The 24,046-nt window shown below is 35.4% G+C and carries 18 protein-coding genes; 15 read left to right on the top strand and 3 right to left on the bottom strand.

Translation table 11 applies throughout. The annotated features are described in order from the left end of the window. The first annotated feature begins 46 nt into the window (after positions 1-46). From LGQ90_RS04950 to LGQ90_RS04920, 7 genes are read left to right on the top strand one after another with little or no spacing between them, the layout of a single operon-like run. The gene (locus LGQ90_RS04950) at positions 47-1,210 is read left to right on the top strand and encodes a glycosyltransferase family 4 protein (protein ID WP_229338776.1); all 1,164 of its coding nucleotides are present in this window, start codon (positions 47-49) and stop codon (positions 1,208-1,210) included. 45 nt (positions 1,211-1,255) lie between these two features. After that, positions 1,256-1,861 (top strand): sugar transferase, encoded by a 606-nt coding sequence (locus LGQ90_RS04945; protein ID WP_229338774.1) that lies wholly within the window; start codon positions 1,256-1,258, stop codon positions 1,859-1,861. Continuing rightward, entirely contained in the window at positions 1,861-2,475 is a 615-nt protein-coding gene (locus LGQ90_RS04940; protein ID WP_229338772.1) for an acetyltransferase, read from the top strand. The genes LGQ90_RS04945 and LGQ90_RS04940 overlap by 1 nt, the downstream gene beginning before the upstream one ends. Further along, entirely contained in the window at positions 2,468-3,628 is a 1,161-nt protein-coding gene (locus LGQ90_RS04935; RefSeq protein WP_229338770.1) for a DegT/DnrJ/EryC1/StrS family aminotransferase, read from the top strand. Before LGQ90_RS04940 ends, LGQ90_RS04935 begins: the two co-directional genes overlap by 8 nt. A gap of 4 nt (positions 3,629-3,632) precedes the next feature. Then, positions 3,633-5,600 carry a polysaccharide biosynthesis protein gene (locus tag LGQ90_RS04930; RefSeq protein WP_229338768.1) on the top strand — a complete coding sequence of 656 codons (1,968 nt, stop codon included), beginning with the start codon at positions 3,633-3,635 and terminating at the stop codon, positions 5,598-5,600. 8 nt (positions 5,601-5,608) lie between these two features. Then, positions 5,609-6,385 carry a polysaccharide biosynthesis/export family protein gene (locus LGQ90_RS04925; protein WP_229338766.1) on the top strand — a complete coding sequence of 259 codons (777 nt, stop codon included), beginning with the start codon at positions 5,609-5,611 and terminating at the stop codon, positions 6,383-6,385. 3 nt (positions 6,386-6,388) lie between these two features. Further along, positions 6,389-8,794 (top strand): exopolysaccharide transport family protein, encoded by a 2,406-nt coding sequence (locus tag LGQ90_RS04920; protein WP_229338764.1) that lies wholly within the window; start codon positions 6,389-6,391, stop codon positions 8,792-8,794. Here the strand turns inward: LGQ90_RS04920 and LGQ90_RS04915 are convergent. Beyond that, on the bottom strand, positions 8,787-9,521 hold the full coding sequence (locus tag LGQ90_RS04915; protein ID WP_229338762.1) for a tyrosine-protein phosphatase: 735 nt from the start codon (positions 9,519-9,521) through the stop codon (positions 8,787-8,789). The genes LGQ90_RS04920 and LGQ90_RS04915 overlap by 8 nt on opposite strands. 77 nt (positions 9,522-9,598) lie before the next feature. Between LGQ90_RS04915 and LGQ90_RS04910 the strand changes: the two genes are divergently transcribed. The 3 genes from LGQ90_RS04910 to LGQ90_RS04900 are packed head-to-tail and all read left to right on the top strand — an operon-like array spanning position 9,599 to position 14,799. Beyond that, positions 9,599-10,963: a capsule assembly Wzi family protein gene (locus tag LGQ90_RS04910; RefSeq protein WP_229338760.1), complete on the top strand. Its 1,365-nt coding sequence runs from the start codon at positions 9,599-9,601 to the stop codon at positions 10,961-10,963. A 57-nt stretch (positions 10,964-11,020) separates the two neighbouring features. Beyond that, entirely contained in the window at positions 11,021-14,371 is a 3,351-nt protein-coding gene (locus LGQ90_RS04905; RefSeq protein WP_229338758.1) for a PAS domain S-box protein, read from the top strand. A gap of 23 nt (positions 14,372-14,394) precedes the next feature. After that, positions 14,395-14,799 carry a response regulator gene (locus tag LGQ90_RS04900; RefSeq protein ID WP_229338756.1) on the top strand — a complete coding sequence of 135 codons (405 nt, stop codon included), beginning with the start codon at positions 14,395-14,397 and terminating at the stop codon, positions 14,797-14,799. On the opposite strand, the gene LGQ90_RS04895 is transcribed toward LGQ90_RS04900, so the two are convergent. After that, positions 14,768-15,880: an endonuclease/exonuclease/phosphatase family protein gene (locus tag LGQ90_RS04895; protein ID WP_229338754.1), complete on the bottom strand. Its 1,113-nt coding sequence runs from the start codon at positions 15,878-15,880 to the stop codon at positions 14,768-14,770. The genes LGQ90_RS04900 and LGQ90_RS04895 overlap by 32 nt on opposite strands. A 13-nt stretch (positions 15,881-15,893) precedes the next feature. Beyond that, positions 15,894-16,715, bottom strand: coding sequence for a phosphatase PAP2 family protein (locus LGQ90_RS04890; RefSeq protein ID WP_229338752.1), 822 nt, complete (start codon positions 16,713-16,715; stop codon positions 15,894-15,896). Positions 16,716-16,954: 239 nt separating this feature from the next. On the opposite strand from LGQ90_RS04890, the gene LGQ90_RS04885 reads away from it, so the two are divergent. From LGQ90_RS04885 to thrA, 5 genes are all read left to right on the top strand, one after another. Next, complete coding sequence (locus tag LGQ90_RS04885) at positions 16,955-18,085, top strand: vWA domain-containing protein (RefSeq protein ID WP_229338750.1); 1,131 nt, start codon at positions 16,955-16,957, stop codon at positions 18,083-18,085. A gap of 11 nt (positions 18,086-18,096) precedes the next feature. Beyond that, positions 18,097-19,560, top strand: a complete 1,464-nt coding sequence (locus LGQ90_RS04880; protein ID WP_229338748.1) for an AAA family ATPase — start codon at positions 18,097-18,099, stop codon at positions 19,558-19,560. A gap of 253 nt (positions 19,561-19,813) precedes the next feature. Further along, positions 19,814-20,269 (top strand): J domain-containing protein, encoded by a 456-nt coding sequence (locus tag LGQ90_RS04875; RefSeq protein ID WP_229338746.1) that lies wholly within the window; start codon positions 19,814-19,816, stop codon positions 20,267-20,269. A 32-nt stretch (positions 20,270-20,301) separates the two neighbouring features. Next, positions 20,302-21,168: a DMT family transporter gene (locus LGQ90_RS04870; RefSeq protein ID WP_229338744.1), complete on the top strand. Its 867-nt coding sequence runs from the start codon at positions 20,302-20,304 to the stop codon at positions 21,166-21,168. Positions 21,169-21,596: 428 nt separating this feature from the next. Further along, complete coding sequence (gene thrA / locus LGQ90_RS04865; protein ID WP_229338742.1) at positions 21,597-24,044, top strand: bifunctional aspartate kinase/homoserine dehydrogenase I; 2,448 nt, start codon at positions 21,597-21,599, stop codon at positions 24,042-24,044. Positions 24,045-24,046: the final 2 nt, after the last annotated feature.

The raw sequence follows: 24,046 nt of genomic DNA, 5'->3' as shown, positions 1-24,046 counted from the left end.
CCAAACTTAAAACTTTAAATTTGCCAGCAAAAACCATTCTAAATTAGTGCAGAAATTAGTCAGGATTACCACCATTCCTCTCTCTTTAGAGAAACTTTTAGAAGGTCAGTTAACATTCATGAATCAGTATTATGAGGTTATTGCCGTTTCCGCAGAAAAGGAGAGGTTAGCTCAATACGGGACCAATAATAAAGTTCGAACTTTCTGGGTTGAAATGACCAGGGCTATTACGCCTTTAGAGGATATTAAGGCATTAGTGAAGCTTTACAGGTTCTTTAAGCAGGAAAAGCCACTTATTGTACACACGCATACTCCAAAAGCTGGTATTGTAGGCATATTAGCTGGAAAACTAGCGGGTGTTCCCATTAGACTGCATACTGTTGCCGGTCTTCCCTTGCTTGAAACTAAGGGGAATAAAAGAAAAATTCTGGATTGGGTAGAGGCTTTTACCTATAGGCTTGCTACACGGGTTTATCCAAACTCTTTTGAATTAAGAAAAATCATTGTAGACCATGGCTATGCAAAACCACAGAAATTAAAAGTATTGGGGAAGGGTAGCTCTAATGGCATAGATACAGGTTACTTTGATCCCTCACAATTTAACCAGGAGGAAAAATTTAAACTTAAAAGTGAGTTGGGAATCCCACGGGAAGACTTCACTTTTATATTTGTGGGGCGTCTGGTTTCTGAAAAAGGAATTAACGAGTTGGTTTTATCGTTTATAGAACTTCAGAAAAGTAAACCTGATATTTCTTTATTATTGGTGGGGCCTTTTGAACAGGAATTAGATCCATTAGATCACCAAGTTTTCCAGAATATTAAATCTCACCCAAAAATTTTCACCACTGGCTATCAACAGGATGTTAGGGCTTATTTTTCTATTTCAGATGTGCTAGCATTTCCAAGTTATCGGGAAGGATTCCCGAACGTGGTTATGCAGGCCAATGCGATGGGACTACCTGCGATTGTGTCTGATATTAATGGATGTAATGAGATAATCGAAGAAGGAATCAACGGTATGATTATCCCCGTAAAAGATAGAAACGCTTTGCTGAATTCAATGTCAGAAATTATAGAAAATACCGTTCTAAGGTCTAAATTAGCTCAAAACGCACGTAAATTGATCCAAATGAATTATGAGCGCGGGCTATTTTGGGAAAATTTGTTAAAAGAATACAAAGAATTAGAAGCCCTAAATAAACATGATTAAATTCGCGGCCGCAGTTAAAATCAGGTTCATTTTTACAATTAGTTAATGTATAGTAAGATTATTAAGCCAGTTTCAGATTTTATTGTCTCCCTTATCGGCTTGATTATCCTTAGTCCGTTACTAATTCTAATTACAATTTTACTGAGCTTGGCAAATAAGGGTAAACCTTTCTTTTTTCAGAATCGACCCGGTAAATTCGGTAAAAACTTTAAAATTGTTAAATTTAAAACGATGACCGATGCTGTAGATAAAGATGGGGAACCTTTATCTGATGAATTGAGATTGACCACGATAGGAAAATTTGTTAGAAAGACATCAATTGATGAAATCCCGCAGCTATTTAATGTTTTAAAAGGTGATATGAGCATTATTGGACCGAGGCCCTTGTTGCCACAATATTTGAAATTATATTCAAAAAGACAGGGGAGAAGACACGAAGTTAGGCCTGGTATTACCGGCTGGGCACAGGTAAATGGTAGAAATGCAATAAGTTGGACGCAAAAGTTTGAATATGATATCTGGTATGTTGAAAATATTTCTTTTGGGTTGGACCTGAAAATATTATTTAAGACAATAAAAAAAGTATTGATATCAGAAGGAATAAACACACAGAATATGGCAACAACAGAACCATTTAACGGAAACAATTAATGATTATATACGGTGCTAGTGGTCATGCCAAGGTAATAATAGATATTATCATTTCTCAGGATTATGACTCTATAGACTTTATAATTGACGACGACAGGTCTATAAATAAACTTCTTGATTTTAAGGTGACTCATGATTTGACTCAAGAGATGGTCGATCAAATAGCTGTTATTGCCATTGGAAATAATTTAACAAGAAAGGTGGTCGCTAATAAAATTCAAAGGCTGTTTTGTGAGGCTCTGGTTCATAAGTCTGCTGTTATTTCTGAAAATACAGAAATTGGAAAAGGTACGGTGATAATGCCAAATGCAGTAATCAATTCTGCTTCAAAAATTGGAGTGCATTGTATTATTAATACCGGCTCAGTGATAGAGCATGATGTTGTTATTGATAATTATGTTCATGTTTCACCATCAGCGACGGTAACCGGTAATGTTAAAATTGGAGAAGGTAGCCATATTGGAGCCGCTGCGACTATAATTCCCGGAATTAAGATTGGAAAATGGGTAACTATTGGTGCCGGAGCTGTAATTATTAATGATATACCAGATTTTGCAGTGGTTGTTGGAACTCCTGGAAAGGTCATTAAGTTTAATACTATTAAAAATGAATAACGAAAAAATATGGCTTTCATCCCCGCACATGGGAGGTAATGAGCTAAAATATATTAACGAGGCTTTTGCAGAAAACTGGATCGCTCCCTTAGGTCCTAATGTAACCGGTTTTGAAGCAGATATTAAAGAATATTTGACGTCTGAAGAAATTGGTTCGTTAGAAGTAGCAGCATTGAGTTCAGGCACAGCCGCCTTACATTTGGCTTTGATTTTATCTGGTGTGGAAAGAGGAGATGAAGTAATTTGTCAAAGCATGACCTTTGCAGCCTCTGCTAATCCCATCGTTTATCTGGGTGCCACTCCTATTTTTATTGATAGTGAAGAGGAAACTCTGAATATTTGTCCGGATCAACTGGAAATTGCTATTAAAGATAGAATTTCAAAAGGAAAGAAACCTAAAGCGATTATTGCGGTTCATCTCTACGGAATGCCTTATAAGGTAGATCAAATAAAAGCGATTGCTGATAAATATGGTATTGCCATAATAGAGGATAGTGCCGAATCTCTTGGGAGTACTTATAAAGGTAGAAAATGTGGAACTTTCGGGGATTTTTCTATACTTTCTTTTAACGGAAATAAGATTATTACAACCTCCGGAGGTGGTGCGATGATCACTAAAAATTCTGAAACTAAGAAAAAAGCGATTTTTCTGGCCACTCAGGCCAGGGATGACGCACCGCATTATCAGCATAGCGAGATTGGCTATAATTATCGATTGAGTAATATTTCAGCAGGAATTGGTAGGGGACAAATGGAGGTTCTGGATAAAAGAGTACAGGGCAGACGTAATATGTTTCAATTTTACGTAAATTTATTCCGCGATATTGACGGAATAAAGGTATTTACTGAACCAAACGATGATTTTCACAGTAATCACTGGTTAAGTGTTATTAATATTGATGAAACCAAAACAGGGGGAGTAAATAGGGAGGACTTGAGAAAGTGCATGGAATCTGAAAATATTGAATGCCGACCACTATGGAAACCTATGCATATGCAACCAGTTTTTAATAAATATCCGTATTACGGCACGGGAATTGCCGAAGAGATGTTCAAAAATGGTTTATGTTTGCCAAGTGGCTCTAACCTTTCTGATAATGATAGGAGCAGAATAGAGCAGGCAATCTTAAACTGTTTGAAAAATATAGTTTAAAATTATGGGTAGAATAAACAGAGCCCTTGAGAATATTCTTACCGGTCCCGACAACGCTTTAGATATTCGTAATTTAAAATATCTTCCTCGTTGGGCGGTATTTTTGATTGATATAGGGCTGGTAACTATTTCTACAGTTCTTACCATCTTTATTTTACTTGATTTATCTCCGTTTCAATATACTTTATTAAGTTTCTTTGATAAAGGGATTATCATAATCGCCACGCATGTTGTTTTCTTTTATATTTTTAAAACCTATGCGGGTATAATTCGATATTCCTCGAATATCGATGCCCTAAAACTTTTACTTGCGACCATTGGGTCGTTTATAAGTTTACTGATTATTAATTATGCGACCTATTTTATAATTGGCGAAAAAATATTTTTAATCGGTGGCTTACTGATTAATCTTTGGATCTCTTTTTCTCTTTTATTTTTATTCCGACTAGGAGTTAAGCAGGTATATGAATACTTTAAAATAGTTCAAAAAAATGAAGCTTTAATTAAGGCTGTCATTCTGGGAGTAGATGAAAATGCGATATCTATAGCCGGGGCATTGGATATTGAACATCCCAAACGTTTTAAAATTGTCGGTTTTCTAACTCAAAATTCTCACAAAAGGTTAAGAATCTTAGATAAGCCAGTATTAAAGCATACTCAAAAGATTCATAAAGAAGTACATTCTCTTGGAGCCAAGGCTATTATCTTTTCAGAAAATAGTTTTACTCCTGAAGAAAAATTTAAACTCGTAGAGGAATGTCTTGAACATGATATAGCGGTTTATAATGCACCCCTGGTATCATCCTGGGATGAAAATCAACCCATTGCTAAGAAAGTAAAAACATTACAAATTGAAGATCTTCTTGAAAGAGAACCTATACAGCTAGAAGTACAAAATAAAATTGATCAATTAACCGGAAAAACTATTTTAGTTACTGGCGCTGCTGGCTCAATAGGAAGTGAAATCGTACGACAGGTAGCAGAATATAATCCTAAAAAGCTGATTATACTGGATCAGGCGGAAACACCGCTTCATAATTTACAATTGGAAATAGAATCAAAATTTCCAGATTTAAACTTCAAGGCTATTATCTGTGATGTGGGTAATCAAAAGCGTTTAGAACTGATGTTTCAAAATCAGAATATCGACGTGGTATATCATGCTGCTGCCTACAAGCATGTTCCCCTAATGGAAAGTAATCCTCACGAAGCAATTTTTGTAAATATTCAGGGAACAAAGAATCTTGCAGATTTAGCGGTAAAGTATCATGTAGGACATTTCGTGATGGTTTCCACCGACAAAGCGGTAAACCCAAGTAATGTAATGGGTGCGTCCAAGAGAACTGCAGAAATGTATGTACAATCTCTATATCATGAAAATATAAAGGTCAATCCTAATGGTACTAAATTTATTACCACAAGATTTGGTAACGTTTTAGGATCTAATGGTTCCGTCGTTCCTTTATTTAAAAAGCAAATTGAAGCAGGAGGGCCTGTAACTATAACCCATCCTGATATCATAAGATACTTCATGACCATTCCTGAAGCCTGCCAGTTAGTTCTGGAAGCTGGCGCTATGGGAAATGGAGGAGAAATATTTGTTTTTGATATGGGTGAACCTGTAAAGATCATGGACTTAGCCATTAAAATGATAAAACTTGCAGGTTATCAACCTAATAAACATATTAAAGTAAGGATCACAGGTTTAAGACCTGGAGAAAAACTTTATGAAGAGCTGCTTAATGACGAATGTAAAACCTTGCCTACGCATCATAAGAAAATAATGATTGGTCAGGAAGTAGTAAGGGATTACGAGATGATTAATGATAAGGTCGAGAAAATCATTAAATCTGCCAGTAAGCTGAAAAACGACAAGGTGGTGGCAAAATTAAAGGAACTAATCCCTGAATTTAAAAGTAACAACTCTTCTTATGAAAGGTTGGACAATTTAGCTGAATTAAAGAAAGAATAATATAATTTATGAAGAGAATCATTAGTTTAATACTATTAGCTCTAAGTTTAAATAGTTGTGCCACAAAAGAAGATATCGTGTTTTTTTATGAAGGTAAGGAAGCTCTTGAAGGCCAGAAAAATCTTCTGGATTATGAGCCTGAAATTGAGAAGAATGATGTTCTTAGAATAAATGTTTCATCTTCTTCAATTAATGAAGAAATCGTCGCTCCTTTTCAAATGAAAACCGGAGGCCAGCAAGGACAGGGTGGTGGTGGAAATCAAGATGCTTCATTAACCGGATATCTGGTTAGTCCTGGGGGAACAATAAATTTTCCTGTGCTAGGTGAAATAAAAGTAGAAGGATTAACTAGAACGGAAATCCAGAAAAAGCTGGAGAATGAAATAGAAGTCTATCTAAAAAATCCCATAGTGGATGTCCGAATAGTTAATTTTAGTGTCACTGTGCTTGGAGAAGTTGGTAGTCCGGGAAGAGTTCAAATTACCGATGGAAGAATAAGTATGCCTGAACTGTTGGCAAGTGTAGGAAGTATTACTTATGATGGTAGACGAGAAAATATTACCGTAATAAGAGAAGTGGATGGGGTGAAAAGTATAGGTACGATTGATATGACCACGACCGATTTATTTTCAAGTCCTTATTTTTATCTAAAACAGAATGATATAGTGTATGTGGAACCTACCTACAGGGCAGTTAAATCTGCTGGTTTTTTTACCAGTTATCAGGGATTAATTTCAATTGGAACTACGATTATAAGTATGTACCTTCTTATAAATAGCCTTTAATCTATGGAAGAACTTCAGGATTTTAATGAAGAAAAAGAGGAATCTAATTTTGATCTTAAAGCAGAATTATTTAAATATCTGGCATATTGGAAATGGATTTTATTTGGCTTATTACTTGGGGGGTTATTAGCATACCTGTATAATAGATACACCATTCCCAAATTCAGAACACAGTCTACTATGCTCATTGTAGATGAAAAAGAAAATAATGCCATGAGTGCATTACCGTCAGGAGGTGGTACTGTTTTCTCTTTGGCAGATGATGGAATACAAAATCATATTGAAAAATTAAAATCAAAACAGTTAGTTGAAAGTGTTATTGATGAACTTAACCTTAATGTTTCCTATTTTATAGAGGGGAATGTTATAACTGTTGAAGCCTACAGATCTAGCCCAATTTTAATAGAATTCGTAAGCCCAGATTCACTTGTAAACAATAAAGACTTAGATTTATTTATTACTCCAAAATCAGAGACTGATTTCTTGTTAGAAAGTGGTCAAAACGAGAGTTACTCTGAGGTTCATAAAATTGGTGAGATTATAAGTTTTGAGAATCTAAAATTTACAATATTACCCAAATCAGGTGAAGAGAAAGGTTATTTCAAGAATATTAGTACTGTTAAAATTAAAATAAGTCCGGTAAGGGATATTGCGAATCAAATAATCAATAGTATCGTTATATCAACCAAAGGACAGGCTAAAGATATTTTACAATTAAGTATTGTAAGTGAATCTAGTGAAAAAGCACAGGACTTTTTAAATAAACTCATGCAGCGTTTTAACGAAGAAGGCGTTAAAGATAAGCAGGAGGTAGCTGAAAATACTACAAAATTTATACAGGATCGACTGCAAATGATTACATCTGAACTGGACTCTGTTGAAGTGGGTATCGCAGAATTCAAAAGAGAAAATCAGATTATGAATGTTGAAGCGGGAGCTAATCAATTTCAATCGAAATTCTCTGCAGCAGAGCAAGAAATCTTTGAGCTAGAAACTCAAAAGGTTGTTCTAAATTCAATTGAAGAACTATTAAGTAAACAAGGGCGGTATGATTTCTTGCCAGAAGTTGGAATGGACCAGGGTGGGATTTCTGGACTTATAAACTCCTATAACGCTTTGGTTATGGAGCGAAATGCTTACTTAAAAAGTTCAACAGAGAAAAATCCCGTTGTAATTACAATTTCAGATCAAATAGATAGTTTGAGAAATAATTTATTTGAAAATATTGTAAGTACAAGGCAGTCAATCAATATTAGGCTTGGCGAATTAAATCAAAGAGAAAATAGAGCTCAGGGATCTTTTAGTAATTTTCCGGGATTAGAAAAAGGAATGCGTGGGATTGAAAGACAACAGCAAATAAAAGAACAGCTATATTTATTTCTTTTACAACGTAGAGAAGAAGCTGCAATATCTTTTGCGGCCACTGCTTCTGTTGCCAGAGTAGTTGATGAAGCCTTTACGTTAAATAATCCTGTAGATCCTGAACCTTGGTTGATTTTAGTTGGGGGAATTATAATAGGTCTGCTTATCCCCATCTTAATTATTTTTTTAAAGAATCTACTGGATACTAAAGTTCACCATAAAGGAGATCTTGCTTCTTTGATTAAATCTGTACCATTTATAGGAGAAGTGCCAAGAATAGCCACTGGACAAACAGATGTTATTCATTTAAACGATAGAACTCCCTTAGCAGAATCTTTTAGAATTTTGAGAACAAATTTGGCGTATTTAATTCAAAATAAGGATAAAAATATTGGAAATGTAATTTTTGTTACTTCAACAGTTAAAGGTGAAGGAAAAACTTTCGTGTCCTATAATTTAGCTCGAACTCTGGCAAGTTCAAGTAAAAAAACCTTATTGATAGGTGCTGATATACGTAACCCTAAACTTCATAGGTATACTAAAGCTACAGAAGGATCAAAGGAAAAGGGTTTATCAGATTATTTGTACGATTATGATATAACCTCCTCTGATATAATTTCAAATACTGAAGAAAATGGAATTGAAGTAGATGTAGTACTTTCTGGTCCAATACCTCCTAACCCGGCTGAATTATTGATGAATGATAGAATGGAAAGTCTAATTCAACAAGCTCGTTCACAATATAATTATGTAATAGTGGATACAGCGCCTGCTATGATCGTTACAGACACTCTATTAATTAGTCAACTCGCTGATTATACCTTATATGTTACCAGAGCAGATTTTACAGAAAAGAACCTTCTAGAGTTTCCAAAGGATCTTAAGAAACAGGGCAAATTAAAAGGACTTGCTGTAATTCTGAATGATGTAGATTACTCTAAGTTTTCTTATGGAGCTCAATATGGCTATTCATATGGCTACGGTTATGGTTATGGTGCTGATGAGGAAAGCAAATGGAAACGTTTGAAAAAAAGACTGTTTAATTAATAAATAATACTTTACTGTTGTCAATAATTCTATTTAATAAGGAGATATGCTTTTTTGATAATTTGATCTTCTTGATTTTGTTAATATGATCTAATCTATGAACATCGCTAGAGATATACTCGATCAAATCATTTTCCAATAAACTGTAGGCAGTTTTCTGTATGCCAATCCCATAATGACCAGAAAGAGAAAGCATATTTAACTGAAGATCGCAACCTCTGGATTTAATGTCCTTATACTTCTGCAAATCTTTGGAATGCCAGTAAGCATACCTTTCAGGATGAGCTAAGATTGGCGAGAATGAGTGGTTTTGTATTTTAAATAAAATTTCATTTAGATTAATTGGAGGCTGAAAGTAAGACATTTCTACCAGCACTTTGGCTTTGGTTACGGGTAATATGTCTTGTTTCTCAATTATATCTACAAAATGCTGATCCATCATATATTCTGCAGCATAACTGAGATTTACGGAACCTGGCAGATGAGGATTTATTTCATCAAATGCTTTTCCTATGGTTAAAGGGGTATTCGGATAATATTCTCCTATAATATGAGGGGTCGCTACAAAATTATGTATTCCAATGTTTTCAAATTCTTGGATTAATCCCAGAGACTCCTGCACCGTTTTTGCTCCATCATCTATTCCGGGCAATATATGATTATGAAAATCGGTTATACCTTCTAACAGATCCACTAAATATGTACTCTTTCGAAATATTGATAACATCTTTCCTATTTTGCTGTTCAAAATTACATAATTTTAATTCTTATTAGTAATATTTGCAAGGTTCCTAGATCAAACACATGAGAAATTTTTGCCTCAGTTTTATTTTTTTTATGCTATTCCTTTATACTTCGAGTGGACAGGTGACTTATAATTTGGATTTTGAAGGGGAAGCACAACTTTTTACTGATAAGGAATCACCATTCTGGATGCACACTAATTATAGAGGTCGACTTGATGAAAAAACTCATTTTTCGGGCTTATTATCCTATAAAGCAAACATAGATTTTGACGGCGAGAGAAGTGCTGAGTTTGGCTTAGGTGGACTTTATAAAGATGGTTACGATGATGGATTTAAACTTGATGAAGCATACTTTGCCTATACTTCACCAAAATTCGGGATTGTTTTAGGAAAAAAGCAACGCAAGGATTTATTTCAAAATCTAAGTGCGTCTAATGAAAATATTTTATGGTCTTTAAATGCATCTCCCTTACCAGGCATTAGATTTTTTACCCGTGATCCCTTGTTTCTGAAAGGTGATCATGGAATAGGAGTAATGTTTAGTTTGGAAGAATATATTATGGATGATGATCGCTTTATTGATGAAACTCGTTTGCATCATAAAAGCGGACATATAGTTTATAGGAGTAAAAATAATTTTCAAATTTCTCTGGGAGGCCAGCATTTTGTGCAATGGGCGGGTTATTCTGAAGAATTCGGCGAACTCCCTGGTTCTTTTGAAGATTACACGAGAATATTTACCGGAATGGCGAGTGAAAATGATGTTGCAGATGGACAGGAAGTTAATGCCCTGGGAAATCAAATTGGCAGTTATGAGCTAAAGATTAAAACAAAGATTCGTGACGTTGATTTTCAATTTCTATACAATCATATTTTTGAAGATGCTTCTGGAATGAAAGGGGGGAACCTACCTGATGGTCGTTATGCTGTTTATTTTGAAGATAACCGTGATACATTCTGGGGTAGTTCGTGGTTGAAAGCTTTTATGTATGAATTTTATTATACTAAAAATCAAAGTAGAAGAAGAGTTAGTTCAGAAGTAGACGGAGCAGATAATTATTTTAATAATAATCTGTACCGCTCTGGATGGACCTATAGAAATCAGATTCTAGGAGTTCCTTTTATTCTTTTAAATGAAGATACCAGGTTTAGGATAGGAACTAACATACTAACTATTCATCATCTAGGCTTGAAAGGAAAAGCTTTTGAGGAATTTCCATACCGATTTCTTTTGAGTTATCGAAAAAATTATGGTATGAAAGGAACCTTTTTTTCTGAAACCAGAGAAGTCATCTCAACTCTTCTTGAATTGGAGTTAATTAATACCGATTATATTTTAAAAGCCCAAATAGGAGCTGATATTAAGTCTTATGACAATTCTAATTTTGGAATAGGTTTAAATTTTTCAAAAACAATTTTTTAGTTTCTAACTAATTAATTTTTTGTACTTTCCGCGTACCTAAATCTTTTATCACCCGACTTGAACAAGAAAACTTCCAATTTTCAGCAGGAGGCTTTTATAACTCTTTCTTATGAGCAGGTAATACTTGCTTACAATATTGCTGCTGAAAATATCTTCAAACAATTATATAAAATTCAATTAGTTGTTGGAGAGAAATTTTCTGATCTTTTTCCAGAGTATCTAAAGAATGAAATTCAGGATAAATTAAGCTTATGCCGAACAGGTAGGTTCCAGGAATTAAATATTACCCATGAGGAATGCAACTTAGAGCTGAAATATTATTTCTCTCCGGTTCTGGATATCAATGCTGAGATTAACCAGATCTCTGTATTTATTGAAAAAAAAGCCTTAAAAGAATTTGTTTCAAAATCCTCACTTCCCAGGGAATTAGAGTATAAAAGGCAGATATATTCTAATCTGTTTTATAATAATCCCGATGCGGTTTTCTCTTTCGATCTTGAGGGTAATTTTGTGAATGCTAATGCAGCCTCAGCAAGGCTTGCTGAAACATCTATAGATGAGTTACTGAAAATGCATTTTCTTCCATTAATTCTGAAAGAAGATCAGGCCAAGGTTTTGGAACATTTCTCAAAAGCTATTAAAGGAGAATCTCAGACTTACCAGGCGAAATTTATGAGTACCAAGGGAGGAAGAAGAACCTTGGATATAAGCAACTTTCCTATTACTTATAATGGCGAAATTATTGGTGTATACGGAATTGCTAAAGATGTCACCCAACAGAGACTTACCGAAAATAAAATAAGTGAGGAGCGTCAAATGCTTCGTGCTATAATTGATAATATTCCAGATTATATTTTTGTCAAGGATAAAGAGCATAAATCCATCTTAGCCAATAAGAAGTTTTATACGCAAATGTTAGGTCAATCTGTAGATGAAAGTAGTAAAGGTTATTCTCCCAGGGATTATTTTGACCCACACAGAGCCAGTGATATTATTGAGGATAATGAGCAGGTTATGAAAAGCGGGAAACCGGTTATAAATCGCCCAGATCTAATCACAAATATCGAAGGTAAGCAGGAAATGCTCTTACTTACTAAAGTGCCATTAAAGAACAATGCTGATGAAACTATTGGTTTAGTTGGGATTGCCAGGGATATTACGCAAACTTATCTGCATAATAAAAAACAGGAATTAATTTTCCAGGTTATAAAAGCTTTTGGTGATAAGCCAACATTTAATGAGGCTATGGTCAAAACTTTAAAAATCTTTTGTAGAGATCTTGGTTTTGAATATGGGGAAGCATATAAGGTGAGTGCAAATAATCAAAGGTTGATAAGGACAGCTTATTGGCCGCTCGATAAAGATCTTTCAAATAATATAAATCCCGAGAATTCGTACGCTATAGGTGAGGGTCTTCCAGGTATGGTTTGGGATTCTGGTGAAGTGAAAATTTTACGTGAGCAGGAGAAAACAGGCTTGCTTAAAGATATGATCCTTGCAAATAACAAGTCTATAAAATCTGCAGTAGGAATACCTATACATTTCCATGGGAATCTCATTTCTATATTTTGTTTGGGATCTGTCAAGGATACTAAGAAAATAGAATTAGATGTAATTGGAGATATTACTTTGCAAATCGCCTCTGCGATCGAAAGAAAAAGAAGTCAGGATCAATTAAACGATTTTTTTCAGTTTTCACCTAACCTTATTGCTGTGATTGGTATGGATGGTTTCGTGAAAAAAATCAATCCTTCCTTTGTAGAGAAATTTGGTTTTACAGAATGTGAAATTTTAACTAAACCCTTTACTCAATTTATTCACCCTGATGATCTCGATAAAACTTATAAAGCAATTCAGAATATTTCTGTAGATGGTTTGGATTTCGAACTGAGATGCTTAAAGAAAGACGGTGGTTATTTATGGATTTCATGGCGATTCTCCCGCTATTTTACTGAAGAAGATGTTGTTTTTATTTATGGAACAGACATTACTCCTTTAAAAACAGTACATCAGGAATTGTCAGAAAACATATCAGAACGAAAGAAAGTTCAGAGAAAACTGAAAAATTCTGAACAAAATTATAAAAATCTTTTTGATGTTAGTCCGCTTCCCATGTGGGTATTGGATAGAGAGAAATTAAGATTCTTAAAGGTAAATATTGCCGCGGTAGAGCTCTATGGATACAGTGTTGAAGAATTTTCCAGGATGACGGTAAGAGATCTTTGGGCTCCAAAACAGGAAGAGATGATTGAGCCTGTTATTTCTGAAAATGCGGATAGCTTTTTTCAGGTGAAGGTGGAACATGTTAAAAAAAATGGAGATAGGATTTTTGTAAATGTGAATAGCAATCCTATGGTCTTTAACGGACAGCTAGCTAGAATTTCACTCGTGCGGGATATCACTGCCAGGATAAAAGCCGAAGAACGTCTCTTACATAGCGAAAAAAGGTTTAAAGCTCTTGTTCAGGAAGGTTCTGATGTTATTTCTATCGTGGATGAGAACTTTAAATATTTATATAATAGTCCGGCATCTAAAACGGTCTTCGGTTTAAAGCCTTCAAAAATGAATGGCACAAATCTTAAAGATTATATATACGAAAAGGATTATAAGAATATAATTCAGCATATTAACATGCTGAAAACCCAGAAAAGAGTACAATTACCATCATATCGTATTAAAAATTCAAGAAATGAATGGAGATGGATTGAAACGATTATTACTAATCTTAGCGATGATCCGGCAATTAAAGGAATAGTTATGAATTCCAGAGATATCACTGAGTTCATCGAACAGGAGAAAGAGCTTAGGGATAGTTTAAGGCGATACGATATTGTAGCGAAAGCGACCAGCGATCTTATCACCGATTATGATATTGAGAAAGATGAAATGAAAGTTAGCGAGGTTGCATCTGAACTTTTTGGTTATTACAATGAGGAGGGAATATATTCTGGAAAGTGGTGGAATAGTAAAATACATCCTGATGATTATGAAAACGTAAAATCTCTTGCTAGACGAATGCAGGAGGAGGGGATAAAAAATCTTACTATAGAATACAGGTTTAAGTGTGCCGACGATTCTTATAAATATATTTTAGATCGAAGCTACCTTATACTTGACGATAATAATAAGCCAAAGCGTATTATCGGTTCTATGCAGGATATAACTGAAAGAAAACAATATTTAATCGCGATTGAAAACCACAATAAAAGGTTGAAAGAAATTGCCTGGACCCAATCTCATGTTGTAAGAGCACCACTGGCAAAAGTGATGGGATTGGTAGATTTACTTATAAACTATAAAAATGATCTTGAAAATGTTGAAGAAATATTAGATAATATTTTAACTTCAGCGAATGAACTTGATGAAATTATCAGGAAAATAGCAGTTCAAACCGAAAAAGAACTCTAAATCAAACCCCAAAAACCCTACCTATGCTTCGAACATTAATTATAGATGATGACGAAATAGTTACTTTTCTCCAGCGAAAAATAATTTCCAAATGTGATTTAGATCCTGATCCTTACGTTTTTAAAGACGGACACAAAGCACTGGATTTTTTGGAAAATGAATCAGATAAAGAAACAGATTATTTGATTATGCTGGATATTAATATGCCTAAAATGACGGGCTGGGAATTTCTTGAAAAATTGAAAAAGGTTAGTGATAATGATAGATTTCACGTAGTCATGGTAACTTCATCGATAGATCGAAAAGATAAAAGAGATGCCGCTGAAGATCCGCATGTCGTGGATTTTATAGAAAAACCTGTTTCAGCCAGGCATTGTGCTAAATTGAAAGGTATCTCTAAGTTGTCAGTTTATTTTGAAGAGAGTTAAAGTCTAATTTCTGCCTTATTGGGTCAGCGTTCTTGATTTTTTCTTCTGCCCATTCTTTTTCTTCTTCATCTGCATGATCTGTATCTTCATTGATCACCTCTGCAGAGGGTTCATAATTGAGCTTTATATACATGGGAAAGTGATCTGAACCTATATTCTTTTCCCTGGCTATATCTATTAGGGTGAAGTCTTTCGTATGAAAAACATGATCTAAGGGCCATCTCAATAAAAAATATTTTGAATGGAAGGTATTAAAAAAGCCTCTTCCAATCCTGGGATCCATTAACCCACTTAATTTCTGAAAAAGCCTTGTTGTTCTGGACCAGGCCACATCATTAAGATCTCCAACCACGAGGATAGAGTCTTTTTCAGCATCAATATCCCTTCCCACCATCAGTAATTCGGCATCACGATTTGTCGAAGTATCACTTTCAGTAGGGCTTGGAGGCATAGGATGCAGACAATGTAGTCTCACCTTTTTACCATTTCTAAGAATTACATAGCCGTGAATAGAAGGAATATCTTCCTGTACCAGATATCTTACTTTCACATCTACTAATTCCAGTTTGGAGTATAGATGCATCCCGTATAGATTATCTTTGGGAATTTTCACCGTGTATTTATAATCGTCTTCTAGTTCAGAAAGTTCATCTTCCCATCTTTTATCTGTTTCCAGGGTCAGAAGAATGTCTGGATTTCTTTCATTAACGAGAGAGATAAGCTTATCACTTCTTTTGTTAGGAGTAAGAACATTGCTCACTAATATTGAAATAGCTGCATTTGGATCTGAACCTTTAAATTTCAAAACCTGTTTCCTGGAAATATAAGTATAGGGAAAAATTTTTTTGAACTGATATAAAAGACTTAAAAACAGTGTACTTACAGCAATAATTTGCCATAATTCATCAAAATCATACGTAAGGGCAGAAGCTATTATTACACAGATAATTAGAAAACTTATCTGAATCCTGGGAAAATCAAAACCTCTGACCCACCATTGGTCAAATCTGGTGAGGGAGGCAAGGGTGGGAATACACATTAATACCGTAAAAAACAGCAATATTATTTCTCCAATTGTCATAGAAAAGATTCTTTTAGAAGGAGTAGTTAAACCCTATTCCTTTAGTATCTATGCCGGTTCCCATTACATTTGTATTCACTGTTGGATATATATCCAATTTCTCATTCCCGATCTTGTGAATTTCAGGCACTAAGATACCACAAGCAGCACCAATTCCAAAACCAATTAAATTATCTGTAAAAAAATGTTTTCCTGCTTTTGTTCTTAAATATCCTACATAAGCAGGGACTGCTACAGCTCCGGCCCAGACGAATGGTACGGCAGGTGAATCTGGATTGAAATCGTGAAAGACCTTAGCTGTAAAAAAAGTTGCTGCTGCAGTTGCAGCCGTATGCCCTGCGAAAAAAGATCTTTGTGCATCAGAATCTAATCTGTCTTCCGTGCTTAAATTTTCATTATAAACCAGCGGTCTGCTCTTTTGGACATTCCCAGCAGTGATCGTAAAAAAAGCTCCCGTGGTTGCCATAGTTTCTATAAACATCACGGAAATCTGCCCGAAATTACTTCTTTCATCTTCGCCTAGTAGCATTAGAAGCGGGGTTGCAAAAGATGCATAGAAAGGTATATAACTTAGCTCATCAGCCTCTTCAGAATAATTCCCAACGGCACCACGGTTAATTCCCCAAATATCATCTCCGTTGAGATTAGTAAGTTCTGTTTCAGTTAGATCAGGCTTATTTTGAATCGTAATAACACCTAAAACATTTAAACCAACAGATCCAGCTATCCATGCTCCATCTTTCCAGAAATCGGTTTGGTAAGGGGACTTTTTTTCCTGGGCACTTACATTAAAGGAAATAAGACCAATCAGCAGAAAATAAAAATATTTGTTCATCTAATTTTTTTTCAAATCTCCTATATCCTGTAAAATAATGGGAAGTAATTAAGAAAAGAATAACAGCAAACCCTGAAAATTCTGGAATTTCCATTAACAAAAGTTTAGTTTGTGTTTACGATGCTAGTGTTTACTTTCTCTTTAAAAAGGTTTAATTTTAAGGATGGAAAACGAAACAATTTTCAAACTAATTATATTGAATATTGGATCTCACACCTAGAAAAGAATAATATAGATAGATGAAAAGGAATGCAGACAAGGAGATAAGAGGATTCATATTTGACAAATATGATGCGCCGGAAGTTTCTCCTTTTGATAAATTATTTGAAATATTTAAAGAGATCATCACCCATACTTCTGGAGATCTTGATGAAGCCTTAGACTGGCTAGCGCAACTGGATGAGGAATATCAATTAACGGACGATGCTTATACCCTGGATGATTTTGTTGAAGATTTGAAAAAGAAGGGATATATAAAAGAAGAAATAGATCAGGAAGGTAATGGTAGCATGGCCATTACTGCCAAAACGGAAAGAGCTATTCGACAACAAGCCCTGGAACAGATCTTTGGTAAATTGAAGAAAGGTTCCTCCGGAAATCATAAAACAAATCAGATAGGTCGGGGAGATGAGCATACCGGAGATTTCAGGTCTTATCAGTTTGGAGATTCTTTAAGTAGAATTTCGATGACCGAGAGTTTAAAGAATGCCCAGATCAATCATGGTATCGGTGAATTTTCTATGTCTGAAGATGACCTGGTAGTGGAAGAAACTCATTATAAATCCCAGATGAGTACGGTGCTAATGATAGATATTAGCCATAGTATGATACTTTATGGGGAAGATAGGATTACGCCGGCCAAGAAAGTTGCCATGGCTTTATCTGAACTTATAACCACCAGATATCCCAAAGACACTCTGGATATTTTGGTATTCGGGAATGATGCCTGGCCAATTTCCATCGCGGAACTACCTTATTTAAAAGTTGGTCCCTATCATACTAACACGGTGGCCGGACTGGAACTGGCGATGGATCTTTTACGTCGTAAAAGAAATACCAACAAGCAGATCTTCATGATCACCGATGGGAAACCAAGCTGTATTAAAGAAAGGGATGGTAGTTATTATAAGAACAGTATGGGCCTGGATCCATATGTGGTGGATAAGTGTTATAATATGGCAAGGCAGGCAAGAAAAGTTAGGATACCTATTACCACATTCATGATCGCCCAGGATCCATATCTTACGCGTTTTGTTCAGGAGTTTACAATGGCAAATCAGGGTAAGGCATTTTACACAGGTCTAAAAGGTCTTGGAGAAATGATCTTTGAAGATTATGAGATCAATAGAAAAAAAAGAATTAGAGGTTAAGAAAAAAGCATATGAATAAAGATAAAATAAAGAATCTTGGAGAGCTCAAAAAATCCGGATATCAAAGTAAAAGTATCAAGAATGAGCTTCGGGATAATCTCAAGCAGAAAATAAAAAACAAAGAAAATACCTTTGAAGGAATTCATGGTTACGACTATACCGTAATTCCTGAATTGGAAAGAGCTATTCTTTCACGACACAATATTAATTTACTTGGTTTAAGAGGTCAGGCGAAAACAAGATTGGCCAGGCTTATGGTGAACCTACTGGACGAGTGGATGCCCGTGGTGGAAGGTTCAGAGATCAATGATGATCCCCTAAAACCAATTAGCAGGTATGCCCGGGAGCTTATCAAAGAAAAAGGAGATGATACTCCCATTGCCTGGGTGCACAGGAATGAACGTTTCTTTGAGAAATTAGCGACTCCAGATGTTACGGTGGCAGATCTTATTGGTGATGTAGATCCTATAAAAGCGGCTAATTTAAAATTAAGCTATGCAGATGACCGGGTAATCCATTTCGGGATGATCCCACGTGCCAACAGAAGTATTTTTGTGATCAATGAACTTCCCGATCTACAGGCGAGAATACAGGTAGCTCTTTTCAATATACTCCAGGAAGGAGATATTCAAATTAGAGGTTTTAAATTAAGGTTGCCTTTAGACATGCAATTCGTCTTTACCGCCAATCCTGAAGATTATACCAATAGGGGAAGTATCGTAACTCCGTTAAAAGATAGGATAGGATCTCAGATTCTCACACATTACCCTTCAGATATTGAGATCGCCAAGACGATTACCAAACAGGAAGCTCAGTTGGATGAAAGACAAAGGGAACTTGTTCATGTTCCCGAAATAGCCAGAGATCTTTTGGAACAGATCAGTTTTGAAGCCCGTGATAGTGAATTTATAGACCACAAAAGCGGGGTGAGTGCGAGAATGAGCATTACCGCTTTTGAAAACTTACTAAGTACTGCTGAGCGAAGAGCTACACGAAATGATGAAGATAAAACATTGTTGAGATTTAGCGATTTTCTTGGGGTGATTCCATCGATAACTGGTAAAGTGGAATTAGTTTATGAAGGAGAGCAGGAGGGAGCCGCTTTCGTTGCACAGCAGCTTATAGGAGATTCAGTGAAAACAATATTCCCTGATTATTTTCCGCAGATAGAAAAACTTCAGAAACCCGATGCAACTACCCCCTATGATGATCTTATCGAATGGTTTTTTGAAAGCTCGGGATTTGAATTGCCAGATGATCTTTCAGATTCTGAATACAAAGAGAAATTAGATTCCATAGAACCTTTAAGTAAACTGATTGAAAAATACCAGCCAGAAAGTAAAAATGAAGATAAATACTTCATGAAAGAGTTCCTGCTTTGGGCCTTGGTTGAATATAAAAAACTAAGCAAGAAAAGATTCTCTAAAGGACTTCAGTTCAAGGATCTGTATGGAAGTTATATTAGTGGATTATGATCTGGTCTTGAGAAATTAATTTCAGAAATGAGGAAGGCGCGATATTTTATATCGCGCTTTCTTATTTTTTATAATGTAAGAAAGGACATATATCAAATGGATATAAAAAATATTTGTTTTCTCCATCAATCCTCTTTTTTTAAATTATATAACTCCTCGCATTCCATTCAAAATCCCGGTAAATTTTCTAATTAAAGAAAGTACTCTTTATCAGATAAAAAGGAGTAATTTCGCGGCTTAAAAAAATTGGATTATGAAGCGTGTTAATAAATATAAAAAGTTATTTGGTGTAGAACAGGAAATTGACCTGATACAACTAAAAACTAATTATAGGAACCTGGTAAAACAATGGCATCCTGACAAATTTCCGGAAGGGGATGAAAAGCATGCAGAGGCCGAAATAAAGAGTAAGGAAATAATTGACGGCTACCATTTTTTAGTAAGTATCGCGCCACAAACTAAAGCTGAAAACTTGGATTCCTATAATCAAACTATTTCGGAAAGTGGAATTTATGATTTTCAGCATAAAGGGAATGTTCTGGAAATCTCTTTTTTAGACGGAACTACCTACGAATATTTTGGTGTTACGAAACCACTTTATATTAAACTCATCAATTCTCCAAAACAATATCGCTTTGCGAAAAGGAACATTTTTAATTCCTTTTTATATAGAAAATCAAAGAAAGATCTGGATCTTCAGACGGTATAGATTACAAACTCTGAGATTATACGTGTAAGTAAATGGAGAGAAAAGCGATCTATGCGGTAATTATTTGTGCGCTACTCGCTGGGAATAATGGCTTGTTAATTAAATCGATGGCCAGTATGTCTACTGGCTCAATAGCCTGGTTTAGAACGGCAGTTCCGGTGTTGTTTTTAATTCCGTTCCTGGTAAAGGATAGAGAATTACATTTCAGGGGAACTCCAAAAAAAATGCTATTGGCCTCGTTTATCAATGCCATTAGAATGTATTTATATCTCCTTGCTTTTTTATACACGTCCATAGGCAATGCGGTGGTGCTCTTCTATACCTATCCCTTATTTGTGACAGCTATAGAATATTTGTTCTTTGGGCAGAAGTTACAAAAATCACAAACCCGGTTTTTACTCCTTGCCTTTATTGGGATCGTGATTACCTATGCCGGAAAACCATTTAGTTTTGCTTCTAATGATTTCATAGGGATGTTATCGGCTATTGGAGCTTCTATTGGTTACGCGATTACCGTAATCCTGTTCAAATCTGAAACCCAAAATTATAGTAAGAATCAGCTTATTTTTTATCAAAACCTCATTGGAGCTCTGGTTTTTATGCCATTCTTAATTGGTTTACCTGGAATAGGATTACCTCAAATTGGAATTGGTGTTTTATATGGACTACTAATTGGAATAGTAGTTTTTAAATTATTCTTTTACGGACTTAAAGAGTTAACAGCAGCTACCGCTACCACTTTAATGTATCTGGAAGTTGTGAGTGCTATTGTGCTGGGATATTTTATTTTAGATGAAAAATTAAGCTGGAATATCCTGGCGGGAGGCGCCACAATTCTTATCAGTAGTTTTTATATCTCCAAATTGAATAGAAAAAAGGAGCTTGCATCCTCAACCTGATTTATTTTAATTTCAAAATAGAAGGAATATTCCCCACATCTGTATTTTATAAATTTGAAATACATCAAGCATTTTGATTACAACAGAAGATAAATAGATTCTTAAATATTTAAAAATCAACCCTATAAATTATATTATTGATTTTTTTATTGCTTCAAATTATCGATTTCATAAATTTAAATATGATTTCTTAAAAAAGTTTTGCCGGTAGATTTATTTGAATACCTTTAAATAAGTTTACGAAGAAAAACCGTGAAAGAACTTCAAAAAAATATCAATATTACAGCTGGAAAAAATTCTTTCCGTATTACAGTTATTGATATTACCATGACAGGTATTACCCCTTGTGGGGTCCTTGCTATATAACTTTCGTCCGTACACCTGTATATTTTTAATTTCTTATTAATTTTTTTAAAACAATTTCAGCTATGCATATCCTGAAATTTGGCGGTTCATCCTTAGCCTCTCCTGAACGTATTAAACTGGTTGCCAAAACCGTCCAAGATCATCTTAAAAAAGATAAAGTCGTAAGTGTCTTTTCAGCGTTTGGCGGAGTTACCAACGACCTGTTGTTAATGGCAGAGCTGGCCGAAAAAGAAGATGTCTCTTATAAAGAGATCCTGGAAAAGAACGAAAAAAGACATATTGAGGCCGTTAAAGATTTGATCCCTGTTACCTCTCAAAGTGCTATCCTGAGCAAGGTGAAAAATCAATTCAATAGACTTGAAACCCTTTATGAGGGTGTTTTTCTCTTAAATGAGCTTTCAGATAAAACTAAACATGTGCTCTCTGGTTTTGGCGAGACCTTAAGTTCTCTCATTATTTCTGAATATTTTAAAAGTCTGAAGATTGATAGTTTGTGGGTAGATTCCAGCGAACTGATCGTTTGCAAAAATGTAAATGAGAAAGTTCAGGTGAATTATGAAAAAACGAACTCTAACCTCCTTGAATACTTCAAAAAAAATAAAGCCGATCTCTTTATTGTTCCCGGCTTTGTAGCAAAGAATGATCAGGGAGTTCCAAGTACACTTGGTCGTGGTGGTTCAGATTTTACTGCCGCCATCATTGCCGGAGCTTTGGAAGTTGATAAAGTGCTTATTTATACAGATGTAAACGGAATGTTCACAGCAAATCCGAACCTAGTTCCGCAGGCGTATTCTTTGAAACATATCTCTTATGAAGAGGCCATGGAACTTTCCCATTTTGGAGCTAAGGTTTTGTATCCGCCAACATTACAACCCTTACTGGATAAAAATATTGAGATACACATTAAAAATACCTTTGCACCAGAGGATCCAGGGACGGTGATCTCAAAATCGAGTAAAAAGAATTTCAGGTGGGTTACCGGGATCACCCATATAGATGCCATCAAACTTTTAAATATTGAGGGCAGTGGTATGGTTGGTATTCCTGGCTTCTCAAAACGATTCTTTGAAATACTTTTTCAGGAACATATTAATGTTGTGCTTATAACTCAGGCCTCTTCAGAACATAGTATCTGTATCGCGGTGAAGGCCGATGAGGCGGAAAAAGCCAAAGAAGCACTGGATGAAGCATTTGAGGTGGAGATCGGATACAAAAAGATCAAACCTGTAGAAATTGAAGATAATGTTTCCATTATTGCGCTGGTAGGAGATCGAATGAAAAGTCACCACGGTCTTAGTGGTAAAATGTTCAGTGCCCTGGGGAATAATAATATCAATATAAGAGCCATAGCGCAGGGATCTTCCGAAAGGAATATATCGGCAGTGATCGCTAAAAAAGACGTGGTAAAGGCTTTGAATACACTTCATGAGCAGTTTTTTGAAGTTCCCTCAAAGGAATTGAACTTGTTTATCACCGGTGTAGGAAATGTGGGAAGTAAACTTCTGGATCAGCTTAAAAAGCAGGAACAATATCTTCTGGATAAGTTAAGACTGAAGGTTAGAGTTCTGGGTCTTTCCAATTCAAGAAAAATGCTTTTCGATGAGGATGGAATAGACCTTCAAAACTGGAAAGAAAACCTTGAAAAAAGTGAAAAAGCCGATAAACAGAAATTCTTTGATAAAGTAAAAGAGCTAAACCTAAGAAACAGCATTTTTGTCGACAATACGGCAAGTCCTGAAATTTCAGACTGGTATAAGAATTACCTGGCAAATTCTATTTCTGTAGTTACCTGTAACAAGATCGCTTGCGCCGATGCCTTTGAGAATTATCAGAATTTACAAAACCTCGCCAGGGAATATGGTGCTTCATTCTTATATGAAACCAATGTTGGTGCAGGATTACCTATAATCGATACTCTGCAAAACCTGGTAGCTTCCGGGGATAGGATAAAGAAAATTCAGGCGGTACTGTCGGGGAGTCTAAACTTTGTTTTCAATAATTACAATGGAACCGAGCCATTTTATAAAGTTGTGGAAACCGCCATGAAAGAAGGTTTTACCGAACCCGATCCCAAAATTGATCTTAGCGGAGTGGATGTTGCCAGAAAGATTCTCATACTTTCCAGGGAATCTGGGTTGCAACTCGAGTTGGAAGATATCGAGAGAGAAGATTTTCTATCTCAGGAAAGTCTGAATTCAGAAACAAATGAGAAATTCTTTGAGTTGTTGAAAGAAGACGAAAAAGATTTTAAAAAAATGTATCAGAATGCTGCATCGAATAATGCAGAATTAAAATATGTCGCCCAGCTGGAAGATGGTAAAGGGAAAGTTGGATTGCAGGAAGTAGGGGCACAACATCCATTTGCGAATCTTAGCGGAAGTGATAATATAGTGCTCTTCTTTACTGAACGTTATCCTGAACAACCCTTGATAGTAAAAGGAGCGGGAGCAGGAGCGGAGGTTACTGCTTCAGGAATTTTTGCCGATATTATAAGAATTGGAAAGAAATAATT

This window comes from Christiangramia sediminis, from assembly GCF_020552705.1.
GTDB classification, from domain to species: domain Bacteria; phylum Bacteroidota; class Bacteroidia; order Flavobacteriales; family Flavobacteriaceae; genus Christiangramia; species Christiangramia sediminis.
Note: the sequence above shows the minus strand (reverse complement) of the source record. Positions and strands in the feature narration are given on the sequence as shown.